This window comes from Arthrobacter sp. CP30, from assembly GCF_053470025.1.
Window position 1 is genome coordinate 217,003 of the sequence record NZ_JBQEMM010000004.1, and the last position, 14,441, is coordinate 231,443.

Genomic DNA, 14,441 nt, shown 5'->3' on the forward strand with positions numbered 1-14,441 from the left:
GCGCCGCCTCATGCGTGTCAGGGGTCCGAGCGGTGGGGCGGGCCCGCCGGGTCCGTGAGCGGGGCAGGAGCATCCGGTACGTCCGGCCCGTGCGGTGCGGTGGTTCTCGACGCCGCCACCCCCGCCAGTCGCTCACGCTCGAGCCGGACGGCCTCCTCGCCGCCGATGGCCTCGCCGCGGGCCACCATGCCCGAGGTCGCGGACAGCGGGATCTCCCGCAGCAGGAGCGCCAGGACCAGGGCGATCACGAGGAACGGCACGAGGTAGAGGAACACCGGCGCCAGGGACTCCGCGTAGTCGCTGACCACCGCGTTCCGCACCTGGTCGGGCAGGGCGTTCAGGGCCGCGGGATCGAGGGTCGACGTCGCCTGGCCGGCCGCCTCCGGGCTCGCGCCGAACGCTGAGAACGTCCCGTTCAGGCGCTCGGACAGCCTGCTGGTGAAGATCGCGCCGAAGACGGCGACGCCGAGGGACGCGCCGACCTCGCGGAAGTAGTTGTTCGTGCTGGTCGCGACACCCACCATGGTGGGTGCCACCGAGTTCTGCACGACGAGGACGATCACCTGCATGATCAGGCCGAGTCCGGCGCCGAAGAAGAACAGCATGGTGCAGATGATCCAGATCGGTGTGCTCGCGGTCAGCGTGGACATCCAGAGCAGCGTGGCAAGGGTCACGGAGACGCCGATGATGGGGTACCTCCGGTACCGCCCGGAGCGCGAGATGGCGATGCCCGAGTAGATGGACGTGCCCATGAGGCCCACGATCATCGGCACGAGGAGCAGCCCCGAGACGGCGGCCGAGGTGCCGGACGCCATCTGCAGGAAGGTGGGCATGAACGCGAGGGCGGCGAACATCCCGAGACCGAGCGTCAGGCCGATGCCCGTGCTGGTCACGAAGGTGCGGTTCCGGAAGAGTTCCAGCGGGATGATCGGGTCCTCGGCGCGGCGCTCCACCAGCACGAAGGCCACGACGGCGATGACCAGGCCGGCACCGAAGGTCCAGGTGAGCGGCGACGTCCAGCCCTCGGCGGCGTCGCCGCCGAAGTCGGTGAAGAAGATGAGGCACGTGGTGGCGAGGGACAGCAGGACGACGCCGGCGACGTCGATGCGCTTGGTGGCCTTCTTCGACGGCAGGCGCAGCGTGAACCAGGCGATCGCGAAGGCCGCGATCCCCACGGGGATGTTGATGTAGAAGGCCCAGTTCCACGTGAGGTGGTCCACGAAGTACCCGCCGAGCAGGGGGCCGGCGATGGCGCTGAGGCCGAAGATGCCGCCGAGGGGGCCCATGTACTTGCCGCGCTCGTTGGCCGGGACGATGTCCGCGATGATCGCCTGAGAGAGGATCATCAGTCCGCCGCCGCCGAGGCCCTGGATGGCGCGGAAGATCACGAAGGCCCAGAAATCGGTGGCGAAGGCGCACGCGATGGAGGCGACCGTGAACAGCGCGATGGCGAAGAGGAAGAGGTTCCGGCGACCGAGGATGTCGCCGAACTTGCCGTAGATGGGCATCACGATCGTGGTGGCGAGGAGATACGCCGTGGTGATCCACACCTGGTGTTCCACGCCACCGAGCTGGCCGACGATGGTCGGCATGGCGGTGGAGACGATGGTCTGGTCGAGGCTGGAGAGCAGCATTCCGGCGATGAGCGCCGAGAAGATGATCCAGATGCGCTTCTGCGTCAGGAGGAGGGGGCCGTCCGGCGCCGTCGTCGTACTCATGCGGGGTCCTGGTTCTCGATCGGTTGGAGGGGGAAGAGATGGCGCAACGCATCGATGTTCCGGCGGAACACCGTCGCGTAGGTGTGGGTGTTGCCCTCGGCGAAGAACTCGTCGAGGGACCGGCGGGCGAGCCCGCCGAGGACGAAGGTGGCCACGCGGGGCATCGGATGGTCCGCGGGCAGGCCCTCCCGCTCGACGATGACATCGGTCAGGAGCTGGGCCTTGGCCTCGGCCCGGGCGAACATCCTCGCGAGGAGTTGCGGTTCGCGCTGCAGGACGGCGGACAGGGTGCGGTACTCCTCGCGGGAGATGGCCATCCTGTCCCCGAAGTCCGAGAAGAGGAGCGTCAGGGCCTCCAGCAACGGCACGGGCGGTTCGGCGCCGCCCGACGCCAGGAAGGATTCGAGGAGTGCCTCCTCCGGCCGGCCGTCCTCGGAATGACCGAGGACGGCGTCCTCCTTGGCGGGGAAGTAGTTGAAGAACGTGCGGCGCGAGATACCCACCCGCTCGCACAACTGGTCGACGGTGAATCCCGTGAGCCCGCCCTCGAGCGTCAGCGCCCTGGCCTCCGAGACCAGGGCGGACCGGGTCTGGAGGCGCTTGCGTTCACGCAGTCCCGGTTCCGTAGTTGTTGCACTGTCAGGCATGGAGTACATATTTGCACTATGTAGTTCAAGGTGCAAATCATTGCGGGACAGGGAAGGGGTGCACCGCAGCAGCGGCGCACCCCTTCGATGGAAGCTCCGGGGTCAGCCCTGGGGCGGGCGGGTCATCGAGAGCACGTCGAGGGCGGAGTCGAGCTGCTCCTCCGTGAGCTCGCCCCGCTCGACGAAGCCGAGGGCGATGACCGCCTCGCGGACGGTCAGGCCCTCGGCCACGGCCTTCTTGGCGATCTTCGCTGCATTCTCGTAGCCGATGTACTTGTTCAGCGGCGTCACGATCGACGGCGACGCCTCGGCGAGGAATCGGGCCCGCTCGACGTTCGCGGTGATGCCGTCGATCATGCGGTCGGCGGAGACCCGCGTGGAGTTGCTGAGCAGGCGGATCGACTCGAGGACGTTGCGGGCGATCACGGGGATGCCCACGTTGAGCTCGAAGGCGCCGTTGGTACCCGACCACGCGACGGTGGCGTCGTTCCCGACCACCTGGGCGCAGACCATGATGACCGCTTCGGCGATGACCGGATTGACCTTGCCCGGCATGATCGAGGAACCGGGCTGCAGGTCGGGGAGGGCGATCTCGCCGAGACCGGTATTCGGACCGGAGCCGAGCCAGCGGAGATCGTTGTGGATCTTGGTCAGTGAGACCGCGATCGTCCGCAGCATCCCCGAGATCTCGACGAGGGAGTCGCGGTTCGCCTGGGCCTCGAAGTGGTCGCGGGCCTCGGTCAGGGGGAGACCGGTGTCCTCGGCGAGCAGGTCGATCACGCGGGCCGAGAAGCCTGCGGGGGTGTTGATGCCCGTGCCGACGGCTGTCCCGCCGAGCGGCACCTCGGCCACGCGCGCGAGCGAGGCGTGGATGCGCTCTATCCCGTAGCGGACCTGCGCGGCGTAGCCGCCGAACTCCTGCCCGAGCGTCACCGGGGTGGCGTCCATGAGGTGGGTCCGGCCGGACTTCACGACGGTGCTGAACTCGGCGGCCTTCCGCTCGAGCGCCTCGGCGAGATGCGTGAGCGCCGGGACCAGGTCCTTGACGAGTGCGGAGGTGGCGGCCACGTGGACCGAGGTGGGGAAGACGTCGTTGGAGGACTGGGACGCGTTGACGTGGTCGTTCGGGTGGACCGTCGTCGTGCTGCCCGCGGCCTCGAGCGCGCGGGTCGCGAGCGTCGCGATGACCTCGTTGGCGTTCATGTTCGAGGACGTGCCGGAGCCGGTCTGGTAGATGTCCACCGGGAAGTCGCCGTCGTACCTGCCCGAGGCCACGTCCTCGGCGGCAGCCTCGATGGCCCTGGCGCGCTCCTCGTCGAGCACACCGAGCTCGGCGTTGGCCGTGGCGGCGGCCTTCTTGATACGGGCCAGCGCCTCGATGTGCGCACGCTCCAGGGTGGTGCCGGAGATGGGGAAGTTCTCGACGGCGCGCTGCGTCTGGGCGCGGTAGAGGGCATTGACCGGGACGCGCACCTCACCCATGGTGTCGTGCTCGATGCGGTACTCCGCGGCATCCTCCGTACCCGGCGTCGCGCCGGTCGGGGAGCTGGGATCAGGACTGGCTGCAGGCGTTGGAGTCATGCCGCAATTCTCGCCGTTCGCGTTACGGTGCGCCAAATCCCGACACGAGCACGGCCTTGCCCTCGTCGAGGCGGTAGGAGACGCCGATGACAGCCACCTCTCCCCGCTCCACGGCATCGGCGATCACCCGGGAACTGTCCACGAGACGCTGTGTGGTCTGCTTCGTGTGCTCGATGACCGTCTCGTTGAGGTCCGTCACCCCGTCGCGCCGCGCGGTGAGCACCGAGGGTGTGATCCGCTCCACGAGGTCACGCAGGAACCCGGTGGGCATCTCTCCCGAGTCGACGGCCTGCATGGTGGCCGTCACCGCGCCGCAGCTGTCATGGCCCAGGACCACGATCAGCGGCACGCCGAGCACGCTCACGCTGTACTCGAGCGAGCCGAGGACGGCGTCGTCGATCACCTGGCCCGCGGTCCGCACCACGAAGACGTCACCGAGACCGAGGTCGAAGATGATCTCGGCGGCGAGGCGCGAATCGGAGCAGCCGAAGATCACCGCGAACGGGTTCTGCGTGTTCACCAGGGCCGTGCGGCGGGACGCGTCCTGGTTGGGATGCGAGACGTCCGAGGCGACGAAGCGGTCGTTGCCCGCCTGGAGGCGGGACCAGGCGGCGGCAGGGGTCAGTTGCTGGGTCACGCGCCCACTGTACTGTCCGCCCGTCGAGGCGGTGCGCTCAGGACCCGTCCGAGTCCGAAGATGACAGCCGTTCGGCCTCCTCGACGGCATTCCGCCGCACGTCGTCGATCACGGCCTCGCCCATGGTGTCGAACTCCGTGAGCGACGCCTCGCCGTTGAGGATGACGGTGGACCCGTCGATCTCCGAGGTCAGCACGCTGTCGCCGTTGGGGGCGTCGAGCAGCTCCCAATCGAGTCCACCGATGGTCCGGGTGCCCGAGACCTGGGCGTCGCCGATCCGCTGGGCGGTCCATGTCGGGTTGGCATCGTCCGTTTGGGTGAGCTGGATGAACCCCGTGTCGGACGTCAGGAAGCCGACCTCCCAGAAGTCGACGCCGTCGCTCCTGCCGGTGACCCAGCGCGCGTAGTTGGAGGACCAGCCCTCGGGGAGATCCGGAGAGGCCGGCAGATAACCGGCGTCCCCGGCGGCCTGGCGGGCGATCGTGCTCACATCGATGTCCCGCTTGTAGGTCTCGGCCGTGTACGTCGGGTTGAGGAAGTAGACGGGGAGCACGACGGCGATGGTCGCGCCCGTGGCGATCAGCATCCCGCGCGCGGACGAGCTGGCACGCTTGGCCTGGTTCGGGGTGAGGGTGATGGGCGGTGCGTCGTCGTTCAGCTTCGCCTCGAGGCGCGCCTCGTCGGCCGCCCGCCGCGCACGGTCGCCGGCGCCGTCCTGTCCCTCGACCGGACCGTTCCCGGCCCCGGTGATGTCCCGTTCCCCGCCCTGAGTGCTCACCGATCCATTTTCGCTGATGCGGAGCGCCCCGCCTAACCGGCCGCCGCGTCCCGAGGTGCACGTATCCACCGTCACAGGGTGGGAGGCACGGGGCCCGCCTATGATGGCACCACGGAACAGGCACGCCTGCGCGCTGCCGAGCCACCTTCGACGATGAGGATAGACGTGTCCCAGAACGCGACCAATGCCCAGTATTCGACGCTGTCACCGGCCCTGGCGGTCGGGGACGACGAGCCGGACCGGAACCTCGCCCTCGAACTCGTCCGCGTCACGGAGGCCGCCGCCATCGCCGGTGGGCACTGGGTGGGCTTCGGCGACAAGAACCTGGCCGACGGCGCCGCCGTGGACGCCATGCGCTCCCTCCTGCAGACCGTGCACTTCAACGGGATCGTCGTCATCGGCGAGGGCGAGAAGGACGAGGCGCCGATGCTGTTCAACGGCGAACGCGTCGGGGACGGCAGCGGGCCGGAGTGCGACGTCGCCGTCGACCCGATCGACGGCACCCGCCTGACGGCGCTCGGCATCAACAACGCGCTCGCGGTCCTCGCCGTGGCCGAGCGGGGCTCCATGTTCGATCCCTCGGCGGTCTTCTACATGGAGAAGCTCGTGACGGGTCCGGAGGCGGCCGACATGGTGGACCTGCGCCTGCCGGTCAAGCAGAACCTGCATCTCATCGCGAAGGCGAACAACAAGAAGGTCAGCCAGCTCAACGTCATGATCCTGGACCGCGACCGGCACAAGCCCCTCGTCGAGGAGATCCGCGCTGCGGGGGCGCGGACGAAGTTCATCATGGATGGCGACGTCGCCGGCGCCATCGCTGCGGCCCGGGAGGGCACCGACGTCGACGCCCTGATGGGGATCGGCGGCACGCCCGAGGGCATCGTCGCGGCCTGCGCCATCAAGTCCCTGGGCGGCGTCATCCAGGGCCGGCTCTGGCCCACCAGCGATGACGAGAAGCAGAAGGCGCTCGACGCCGGCCACGACCTGGACCGTGTGCTGTCCACCAACGACCTCGTCACGAGTGACAACTGTTACTTCGCCGCCACGGGTATCACCGACGGCGACCTGCTGCGCGGGGTGCGCTACAGCAAGGACAAGGTGCTGACGCAGTCGATGGTCATGCGCTCGAAGTCCGGGACCATCCGCGTGGTGGACGGCGAGCACCAGGCGCACAAGTGGGAGACCTACGCCCGCGTCAGGGACTGAGGCGCGGCCCCCGGGCCGGGCCGACTACGCCGCCGCGCCGCTATAGGCTGATCGGATGAGCCTTTCCGTCACGCCCTGCTCCGACCCCGATCTCTGGGACGCCACCGTCGACCGCCTCGGGGGACACCCGCAGCAGCTGTGGGGATGGGGCCGGACCAAGGCGGCGCACGGGTGGAGCGCGGACCGCGTGCTCGTCGCCGAGGGCGGCGAGGTGATCGCTGCGGCGCAGCTGGTCCTGAAGAAGCTGCCCGTGCCGCTGCACAGCCTCGCGTACATCCCCCGCGGCCCAGCGACGGCCGAGGGGCGGGGGGTGGAGGTGCTCCTGGCCGTGGCGGGATACGTCCGTGCCGCGCACCGGTCCGTGGCGCTCTCCGTGGAACCGGACTGGGACGCCGACAGCGAGGTGATGCGTGGCCTGGCCGCCGCAGGGTGGAGAAGCAGCACCAACACCATCCTCATCGGGCGCACCCTGATCCTCGACCTGTCGCACACCGAGGACGAGCTGCTGGCCGGGATGTCCAAGAAGCACCGGCAGTACATCCGGAAGTCCGGGCGCGAGGGCCTCGACATCCGGCGGGTCGGCCGCGGCGAGCTCGGTGCCTGCCTCGACGTCTACCGGCTGACCGCACAGCGCGCCGGCTTCGGCATCCACGAGGACTCCTACTATCTGGACATCTTCGACAACCTCGGCGACGCCTCGCCGGTCTACGCCGCGTTCCGGGGCGAGGACGTCGTCGCGTTCCTCTGGATCTCCGCGAGCTCCACGACGAGCTTCGAGCTCTACGGCGGCATGACCGACGAGGGGGAGCGGCTCCGCGCCAACTATGCGCTCAAGTGGTTCGCCATCCAGGCGATGAAGGCCCGCGGCGTGACGCGCTACGACTTCAACGGGCTGCTCAACGACGGCGTATCGCGGTTCAAGATGGGCTGGGCGGGTCACGAGAACCAGCTCGCGGGCACCTGGGACCTGCCGCTCTCGCCCTTCTACCCCGTCTTCAGCCGCGCCCTGCCGCTCGCCAAGCGAGGCATGCAGGTGGGGCGGCGCCAGGCGTCCCGAGCGCTGGAAGCGGTCCGCAAGGTCCGGGCCGGGCGCTAGGAGCAGGGACCTCCGCGCCGGGGCGATGGACCAGATCCGTCGACCTCCGGATCCGCTCCTAAGGCCTCCCTGGGCCGGATCCGCTCCGACGAGAGTGGCTGACGCCTCCGGTCCCGGTAGAGCGCCGCGGCCCGCCGCCGGCAGGTCCTACAGGTCCCGGCTGTCTCCGACCGTGACGGCGAAGGCGAGGACCGGGCCGTCCGTCGACCCGTGGGCGTCGGCGGCCGGCCGAACGATCAGGGGGGCCTCGCCGGCGGCAACGAAGGCGCTGGCGCCACGGGGCACGAGGAGCGTCGCGTTCGGGGTGTCGAGCAGGACGGCCCCGCTGACCGCCAGGACCACCACGGGCCCGTTCTGCACGACCGGGACGTGCGCGGGGGTGAGGCTCTCGCCCGCCGGCAGCGCGCTGGTGGCGGAGCCGTCATCGGCGCCGTCGGCCGAGCGTCCTCCCGGACCTGCCGAGGGATCGGTCAGGAGGATCCGCTGGAGCTGGAACTCGTCGAACGGCGGGCGGTACAGCTCCTGATCGAGCAGCGTGAACTCGGCCACGAGCGACGGCGGCGCGAGCGGTTCGAAGACCACGGTGGCGAGGAGCTCGCCGGTGTCCACGTGCTTGGGGGTGAGCCCGCCGCGCAGGACGTTGTCCGACGACGCCATGACCTCGATCCCCAGGCCGCTGAGATAGGCGTGGATGTTCCCTGCCGGGAGGTAGAGGGCCTCGCCCGGATGGAGGGAGACGCGGTTGAGCAGCAGGGCGACGAGCACGCCCGGATCACCGGGGTACTGCTCCGCGAGCTCTGCGATCGTCGCGAGGTCGCGGTCCACCGCGCCTGCAGGTTCCGCAGGGGATCCGGTGCCGGCCGCCCGGCGGGCGGATGCAGCGGCGACGTCCCAGACGATCTCCGCGGGCGCTTCGAGGAGTGTGGTGAACGCCGAGCGGAGCGACGTCTCGCCGCCCGTGGCGAGGAGCGCCGAGACGGCGTCGAGGAGGTCGTGCGAGCGTGAGCCCGGCGCGACGGCGGCGGCGAGCACGGTGAAGATCCCGACGGACTCGGGCAGGGGCCGGAACCCGCAGAGCGCCTCGAACGGCGAGAGTGCGTAGATCATCTCCGGCTTGTGGTTGCGGTCGCGGTAGTTGCGGTGGGGCGCGTCGGAGGGGATCCCGGCGGCCTCCTCGGCGTCGAACCCTGCGCCTGCCTGCTCGAGGCTCGGATGGACCTGCAGCGACAGCGCGGAGCCGGCGGCGAGCACCTTGAGCAGGAAGGGCAGCCTGCCGTCGTACCGGTCCGCCACGTCGTCGCCCAGCAGTGCACGGGGATCCTCGCCGATGAGGTGGTCGAGGCCGCGGCGCGAGCCGTCCGCGCCGACGACGGCCGAAGGGGAGTCGGGATGCGCGCCGATCCACAGTTCTGCCTCGGGGCCGCCCGACGGCTCACGGCCGAGCAGATCCGCGATGGCCCGCTCCGAGCCCCAGGCGTAGGGCCGGAGGGTGTTGTCGAGGAGGTGCATCGTCGGGGGTCCTTCGGCTGGTGGGTCGGGCGGCGTCGTGCGGCGTCTCGGCGACGACGGCTGAGCTGGCTGCGGGCTGCGGGCTGCGGCGGGTGGTCAGCCGCTCGGAAAGGGCATGCCGCGGTGGGCGGCCGTCATGCCGGGGAACACTGCCCGTTGTCCGAGAGCAGCTCGCCCAGCGTGAGGTCGTCGCCGATCGTCGCGAGTTCCTGCAGATACTCCTCGGTGATGCCGTCGTCGGTGCTCTGCGCGGGCACCTGAGCGGGTACCCGGGAGACGACGACGGCCCGTTCCAGGGGGAGTGGCGCCATGGCCGCGGAGTCGGCCCCCTGCGCGAACATGTCCTGCACGCGGCTGTGGATGGCGTCGACGTCGGGGTAGGTCACGAAGTTCTCCGCGGGGGTGCCGAAGTCGGGCGGGCCTATGGTGAGGCGCCTCGTCTCCTGGCCCTGTGCTTTGAGTCCGAGGTCCACGAAGCTCGCCAGCTGGTCCTGGGGGATGTCGGTCTCGACGATCTGCGTCCCTGCGGCGGCGATCGACTGGAACCGCGTCAGGACGGTCGCGGGGTCGAGCTGCGCGATCATGGCCTGCTGGACGCACTGCTGGCGGGCGATGCGGTCGTAGTCCGTCACGAACTCCCGCGACCGCGCGTACCAGAGCGCGTGGTAGCCGTCGAGCGTCTGCACACCCGGCTTGATCCAGCCGTCCGGTGGGTAGTGGCGGATCGGATCGGTGCCGGGGATCTCGCCCGCGGTGATCGGGACCCACCCGCCGGCATCGATCCGGATGCCGCCCATCGCGTCGACGAGTTGCTCGAAGCCGCCCATGTCGACCAGGAGGTACGCCTGGAGGTCGATGCCCAGCACGCCGCTCGCGGCGTCCATCATGGCCTCGGCCCCGGGGTCCGCCGCGTCGGGGTAGAGGTCCGTGTAGTTCTGCGCCACCTCGGTGTAGAGGCTGTTGATGATGCAGGGGTCACCGCAGTTGTACCCGTCCGGGTAGACGTCCCACAGGGGGGAGTCGGCGGAGAACGGGGCGTTCTGGAAGTTGCGCGGGATGCTGAAGGTGACGGTCGATCCGCTCTCGGCGTCGACGCTGATCACGGAGATGCTGTCGGGTCTGCGCCCCGTCCGGTCCTCCCCGGCGTCCCCGCCCATCAGCAGGAAGTTGTACCGGCCGTCCACCGGGTCGAAGGCCGGCCCGGACTGGAAGATGGAGCCCACTGTCGACCGGCCGACGGTGAGGACATAGGCGCCGTAGAGGAGTGAGCCGCTGGTCAGCAGCATCAGGAGCGCCAGGGTGGCGGCGACCAGCGGACGGACCCCGCGCTCGAGCAGGGGCAGGCGGATCAGCCGCAGCGTGTTGACGAACACGAGCGCCCAGCCCAGGGCGATGCCGAGCAGGACGACGATGAGGACGAGGGACCACCAGCGGTGGGTCACGATCCCGACGACGAGGGTCCGGTCCGTCACCGCGAGCACCAGTCCGAGGACGAGGAGTGCCCAGGCCGCGAAGGTGGTCCTCAGGGAGCGGCGTCCGAGCCGCCGGTCACCGGCGACGATCTGTGCCGAGCCCGGCAGGACGAGGGTCATGACGAGCAGGACGAACGCCCGCTTGGTGCGGACGGCCGGTGGCGCGGACTGCGGGTACCGCACCGGGTCGGTGAGCCCCCTCGTCCCCGTGCCGGGGGAGCCCTCGACCCGCGTCCCGGCGATCATGCGCCCTCCGCCGTCGAGCCGGCGATCCGGGTCCTGAGCGCGGCGCCCTTCTCCTCCGCACTCACGCGCAGGGCGTCCGCGAAATTGACGAGGCGGTCACGGAGCATACGCGCCTCGGCGTCGGTCCCGGCCGCGAGCATGCGGACGGCGAGGAGGCCCGCATTGCGGGCCCCCCCGATGGATACCGTCGCCACGGGGACCCCTGCCGGCATCTGCACGATCGAGAGCAGTGAGTCCATGCCGTCGAGGTACCGCAGCGGGACGGGGACGCCGATCACGGGCAGGGGAGTCACGGAGGCGAGCATCCCGGGGAGGTGTGCCGCGCCGCCGGCGCCCGCGATGATGACGCGCAGGCCGCGCTCGTGGGCGGTCCGCCCGTACTCGATCATGGCCGTGGGCATGCGGTGCGCGGATACGACGTCTGCCTCGTAGGGGATGCCGAACTCGGCGAGGGCGGCCGCTGCGGCCTCCATGACCGGCCAGTCCGAGTCCGAGCCCATCACGAGTCCTACCTGGGCGTTCGTCACTGCGTTCCCTTCGGTCAATCCTGGTGGGTCGAGGGCGGCGCCGTGCCGTCGCGGAGGATCGCGGCGACCGTCGTGGCCCTCTGACGGACGGAGGCGAGCGGTTCCCCCGGGCTCGCCAGCGCGTTCACGTGGCCGATCTTGCGGCTCGGACGGACGCCCTTGCCATAGAAGTGCACTTTAGCGGATGGTCCTGAGGAGAGTGCCGAGGCGTAGGCGGCGTAGATGTCCGTGTTCTCCCCGCCCAGGACGTTCTTCATGACGGTGTGCTCCGCCACCGGATCGGTCGATCCGAGGGGGAGGTCGAGGACGGCGCGGAGGTGCTGCTCGAACTGGCCGGTCAGGGAGCCGTCCATGGTCCAGTGGCCCGAGTTGTGCGGACGCATGGCGAGCTCGTTGACCAGGAAACCGGGGTCCGTACCAGGCGTCTCGAACAGCTCGACCGCCATCACCCCGGTGACCCCCAGCTGTTCCGCGAGCTGGAGTGCCGCCCTGGTGACGGCGTCCGCGATGCCCTGGGGGAGGTGCGGCGCCGGGGCGAGCACCTCGTCGCACACGCTGTCCACCTGGATGGACTCGACGACGGGCCAGGTCACGGCCTCGCCGGAGGGTCGGCGGGCCACGAGGACGGACAGTTCGCGGCTGAAGGGGACGAACTGCTCGACGAGCAGTTCCCCGCCCGTGAACCACGGCTCCGCCGCCGTCAGGGCTTCCTCGTCGCGGAGGACCAGCACGCCCTTGCCGTCGTAACCGCCCCGTGGGGTCTTGAGGACCACGGGCCAGCCGGACTCGGCGGCGAACGCCGCAAGCTCCGCAGTTCCCGTCACCGCACGCCAGCGCGGGTTCGGCAGCCCGAGCTCCTCGACCGCCCGGCGCATCACGAGCTTGTCCTGCGCGTGCAGGAGCGCGGCAGGCGACGGATGGATCACCACACCCTCCCGGGCGAGCTCCTCGAGGAGCTCGCCCGGGACGTGTTCGTGGTCGAAGGTCACGACGTCCACCCCGGCGGCGAAGGAGCGGAGGGCATCAGGATCCCGGTAGTCGCCGATCTCCGCACGCGCCACGGCGGCGACGGCGGAGACGTCCGGTCCTTCCGCGAGGACACGGAGTTCGAGGCCGAGTTCTGTGGCGGGGCCTGACATCATGCGAGCGAGTTGGCCGCCGCCCACCACGCCGATCACGGGAAAAGTCACCATCACAGGGTACCCACGCAGTCTTCGGACGCCTTCATCGGGCGTCCGGCGCATGCACTGTCGGAGGGCGGCAGTGCGGGCGGGGGCGGGGCGGCTCCCGGTGAGCTCCCAGCCGGTGTCCGGCCGATTCCTGACGCGGCGATGTCATGATGCCCGTAAAATGGTCCGAAACACGCCATGCAAGGGTCAGCCGGGCGGTCAGCCCAGCCGACCCCCATGTCGATCGATCCAGGGGAGCGCAGGAGCAGCACGCTTCCGGCGGTGCACGGTGTTCGTCCCCAGACCGCGGAGGTAAGCAGTGGCAGGAATCATGGACAGGATCAGGGGCCTCGCGTCCCTCTTCTGGCGCGAGGTGGCGAAGTTCGGCGCCGTCGGAGGTGTGGCCTTCGTCATCGACAACGGCCTGTACTGGTATCTGATCCACGGGCCGATGAGCGGCAGCGAGGTCAAGGCACGCTTCGTCTCGGCCGGCGTCGCGACGATCTTCGCGTGGGTGGCCAACCGGTACTGGACCTTCCGTCGGCGGCGTCAGCCGAATGCGGCGCGTGAGCTCGTCATGTTCGTCTTCATCAATGTCATCGGTATGGGCATCGCCGCCGGCTGCGTGGCGATCGCGAAGTACGGCTTCTCGGTGTCGGACACCAGGACCATCTTCGTCGTCGGCATCGCCGGCACGGTCCTCGCAACGCTCGTGCGCTTCGTCGCCTACCGCTTCTGGGTCTTCAACGTCGAACTCGACGAGGAACCCGAGTTCAGCCACGACAAGGAGATCCTGCACCCGCACGCCGCACCTGCCCCATCCACCCCGGAGGCGACCCGGCAGGGCGATCACCGCCCGGTCAGGAAGGCCCCAGCCGGTCAGTGACCCGCTCGCCGGCGAGCATGCGGTCGGTGACGGGGACGCCTTCCTCCACCAGCACGAGAGTCCCTTCCTCCTGCCACACCGCGAGGGCGACGGCGAGGGACCGCAGCGGATCGGTGCCGGCTTCGAGGAGCACCGTGGCCGGGCCCGCCGACCGGTCCGCGGTAGGGATGCCGGCCGGCGCCAGCAGTTCCGGAGCCGTGATCGCCCTCCCCGCGTGGACGACCAGGACGGGATCGACGGCGTCGTCATCCTGCGAGGACATCGGATCCCCGAAGAAGACGTCCCCGTGGGAGCGGACCTCCGCGGCGTAGTCGACCGCTCCGCGGGGGAGCGGTCCGTCCCAGCGCAGGGCGAGTGATCCCAGCGCGACGCAGGCCAGCAGCCTCGGCGGATCGAGCGGCGAGCGTTCACGCGAGGTCATGACGATGTCCGCATCGTCCGGGCCACTGCCTGTCGCCGGACCGCCGTCGCGCGCCTCCTCGGCACCGAGGACGACGACCGCCCCGACCTGCCAGCACGCAAAGGCCAGCGCCAGCGTCTTCCAGTGGGGCGGGAGGTCGAGCGCAATCCTGGTGGACGCGGTGGCATCGAGCTCGTCCACCAGCAGGTTGGCGCTCTTGGCCACCCAGTTGTCGAAGACACGGCCGGACAGCTCGATCCGGCCGTCGGTACCGTGCCAGACGAGCCGGGGTGACGAGGTGCTGATGGACCGCATCCTGGTCAGGACGTCGGCGGGTGTGCGTGGCATGAGAGCCTCTTTCGGAAGGGTCGGTCGACGGCGGCGGGCCGGCGCAGGGAGGGGCCGGACCGTTCGTCCGACGCGCCCGCCAGAACAGGTAGTCGGGTCGGCGTGGCGCCCGTGATTCTCCGGATCCGACTCTATAAGATCACCCCCGTCGCTTGACGTGCATCGACTTACACCCGTGTAATTAGACATCGGATTTGTTCCAGCAGCGGGGCGCGAGGGTC

The 14,441-nt window shown here is 70.0% G+C and carries 13 protein-coding genes; 3 read left to right on the forward strand and 10 right to left on the reverse strand.

The annotated features are described in order from the left end of the window. Positions 1-17 precede the first annotated feature (17 nt). The 5 genes from ACTIMO_RS07860 to ACTIMO_RS07880 all read right to left on the reverse strand — a co-directional run bounded on the left by ACTIMO_RS07860 (position 18) and on the right by ACTIMO_RS07880 (position 5,361). Entirely contained in the window at positions 18-1,718 is a 1,701-nt protein-coding gene (locus ACTIMO_RS07860; protein WP_448182039.1) for an MDR family MFS transporter, read from the reverse strand. Continuing rightward, the gene (locus ACTIMO_RS07865) at positions 1,715-2,365 is read right to left on the reverse strand and encodes a TetR family transcriptional regulator (RefSeq protein ID WP_448182040.1); all 651 of its coding nucleotides are present in this window, start codon (positions 2,363-2,365) and stop codon (positions 1,715-1,717) included. The genes ACTIMO_RS07860 and ACTIMO_RS07865 overlap by 4 nt, the downstream gene beginning before the upstream one ends. A 102-nt stretch (positions 2,366-2,467) precedes the next feature. Next, positions 2,468-3,946 (reverse strand): class II fumarate hydratase, encoded by a 1,479-nt coding sequence (locus tag ACTIMO_RS07870; RefSeq protein WP_448182041.1) that lies wholly within the window; start codon positions 3,944-3,946, stop codon positions 2,468-2,470. A 22-nt stretch (positions 3,947-3,968) separates the two neighbouring features. After that, entirely contained in the window at positions 3,969-4,583 is a 615-nt protein-coding gene (locus ACTIMO_RS07875; protein ID WP_448182042.1) for a carbonic anhydrase, read from the reverse strand. Between the two features lie 37 nt (positions 4,584-4,620). After that, positions 4,621-5,361: a DUF4245 domain-containing protein gene (locus ACTIMO_RS07880; protein ID WP_448182043.1), complete on the reverse strand. Its 741-nt coding sequence runs from the start codon at positions 5,359-5,361 to the stop codon at positions 4,621-4,623. 153 nt (positions 5,362-5,514) lie between these two features. Between ACTIMO_RS07880 and glpX the strand changes: the two genes are divergently transcribed. Together glpX and ACTIMO_RS07890 are read left to right on the forward strand one after the other, a co-directional pair. After that, positions 5,515-6,567 carry a class II fructose-bisphosphatase gene (glpX, locus tag ACTIMO_RS07885; RefSeq protein ID WP_055770177.1) on the forward strand — a complete coding sequence of 351 codons (1,053 nt, stop codon included), beginning with the start codon at positions 5,515-5,517 and terminating at the stop codon, positions 6,565-6,567. 55 nt (positions 6,568-6,622) lie between these two features. After that, positions 6,623-7,663 (forward strand): lipid II:glycine glycyltransferase FemX, encoded by a 1,041-nt coding sequence (locus ACTIMO_RS07890; RefSeq protein ID WP_448182044.1) that lies wholly within the window; start codon positions 6,623-6,625, stop codon positions 7,661-7,663. A gap of 147 nt (positions 7,664-7,810) precedes the next feature. Here the strand turns inward: ACTIMO_RS07890 and manA are convergent, their stop codons facing one another. The 4 genes from manA to ACTIMO_RS07910 all read right to left on the reverse strand — a co-directional run bounded on the left by manA (position 7,811) and on the right by ACTIMO_RS07910 (position 12,610). Next, a complete protein-coding gene (manA, locus tag ACTIMO_RS07895) occupies positions 7,811-9,172 on the reverse strand; it encodes a mannose-6-phosphate isomerase, class I (RefSeq protein WP_448182045.1) in 1,362 nt (453 codons plus the stop codon). 134 nt (positions 9,173-9,306) lie between these two features. After that, entirely contained in the window at positions 9,307-10,890 is a 1,584-nt protein-coding gene (locus ACTIMO_RS07900) for an LCP family protein (RefSeq protein ID WP_448182046.1), read from the reverse strand. After that, the gene (gene purE / locus ACTIMO_RS07905) at positions 10,887-11,390 is read right to left on the reverse strand and encodes a 5-(carboxyamino)imidazole ribonucleotide mutase (protein ID WP_055770805.1); all 504 of its coding nucleotides are present in this window, start codon (positions 11,388-11,390) and stop codon (positions 10,887-10,889) included. The genes ACTIMO_RS07900 and purE overlap by 4 nt, the downstream gene beginning before the upstream one ends. Before the next feature lie 41 nt (positions 11,391-11,431). Beyond that, on the reverse strand, positions 11,432-12,610 hold the full coding sequence (locus ACTIMO_RS07910) for a 5-(carboxyamino)imidazole ribonucleotide synthase (RefSeq protein ID WP_448182047.1): 1,179 nt from the start codon (positions 12,608-12,610) through the stop codon (positions 11,432-11,434). 307 nt (positions 12,611-12,917) lie between these two features. Between ACTIMO_RS07910 and ACTIMO_RS07915 the strand changes: the two genes are divergently transcribed. Next, positions 12,918-13,472, forward strand: coding sequence for a GtrA family protein (locus ACTIMO_RS07915; protein ID WP_448182048.1), 555 nt, complete (start codon positions 12,918-12,920; stop codon positions 13,470-13,472). Here the strand turns inward: ACTIMO_RS07915 and ACTIMO_RS07920 are convergent. Further along, on the reverse strand, positions 13,447-14,220 hold the full coding sequence (locus ACTIMO_RS07920) for a TIGR03089 family protein (protein ID WP_055770222.1): 774 nt from the start codon (positions 14,218-14,220) through the stop codon (positions 13,447-13,449). The genes ACTIMO_RS07915 and ACTIMO_RS07920 overlap by 26 nt on opposite strands. Positions 14,221-14,441 lie beyond the last annotated feature (221 nt).

Bases quoted from the DNA above. Each gene is read 5' to 3' on its own strand.
- ACTIMO_RS07860 (WP_448182039.1), bottom strand. From the start codon at position 1,718: ATGAGTACGACGACGGCGCCGGACGGCCCCCTCCTCCTGACGCAGAAG.
- ACTIMO_RS07865 (WP_448182040.1), bottom strand. From the start codon at position 2,365: ATGCCTGACAGTGCAACAACTACGGAACCGGGACTGCGTGAACGCAAG.
- ACTIMO_RS07870 (WP_448182041.1), bottom strand. From the start codon at position 3,946: ATGACTCCAACGCCTGCAGCCAGTCCTGATCCCAGCTCCCCGACCGGC.
- glpX (WP_055770177.1), top strand. From the start codon at position 5,515: ATGAGGATAGACGTGTCCCAGAACGCGACCAATGCCCAGTATTCGACG.
- ACTIMO_RS07890 (WP_448182044.1), top strand. From the start codon at position 6,623: ATGAGCCTTTCCGTCACGCCCTGCTCCGACCCCGATCTCTGGGACGCC.
- manA (WP_448182045.1), bottom strand. From the start codon at position 9,172: ATGCACCTCCTCGACAACACCCTCCGGCCCTACGCCTGGGGCTCGGAG.
- ACTIMO_RS07900 (WP_448182046.1), bottom strand. From the start codon at position 10,890: ATGATCGCCGGGACGCGGGTCGAGGGCTCCCCCGGCACGGGGACGAGG.
- purE (WP_055770805.1), bottom strand. From the start codon at position 11,390: ATGGGCTCGGACTCGGACTGGCCGGTCATGGAGGCCGCAGCGGCCGCC.
- ACTIMO_RS07910 (WP_448182047.1), bottom strand. From the start codon at position 12,610: ATGGTGACTTTTCCCGTGATCGGCGTGGTGGGCGGCGGCCAACTCGCT.
- ACTIMO_RS07915 (WP_448182048.1), top strand. From the start codon at position 12,918: ATGGACAGGATCAGGGGCCTCGCGTCCCTCTTCTGGCGCGAGGTGGCG.
- ACTIMO_RS07920 (WP_055770222.1), bottom strand. From the start codon at position 14,220: ATGCCACGCACACCCGCCGACGTCCTGACCAGGATGCGGTCCATCAGC.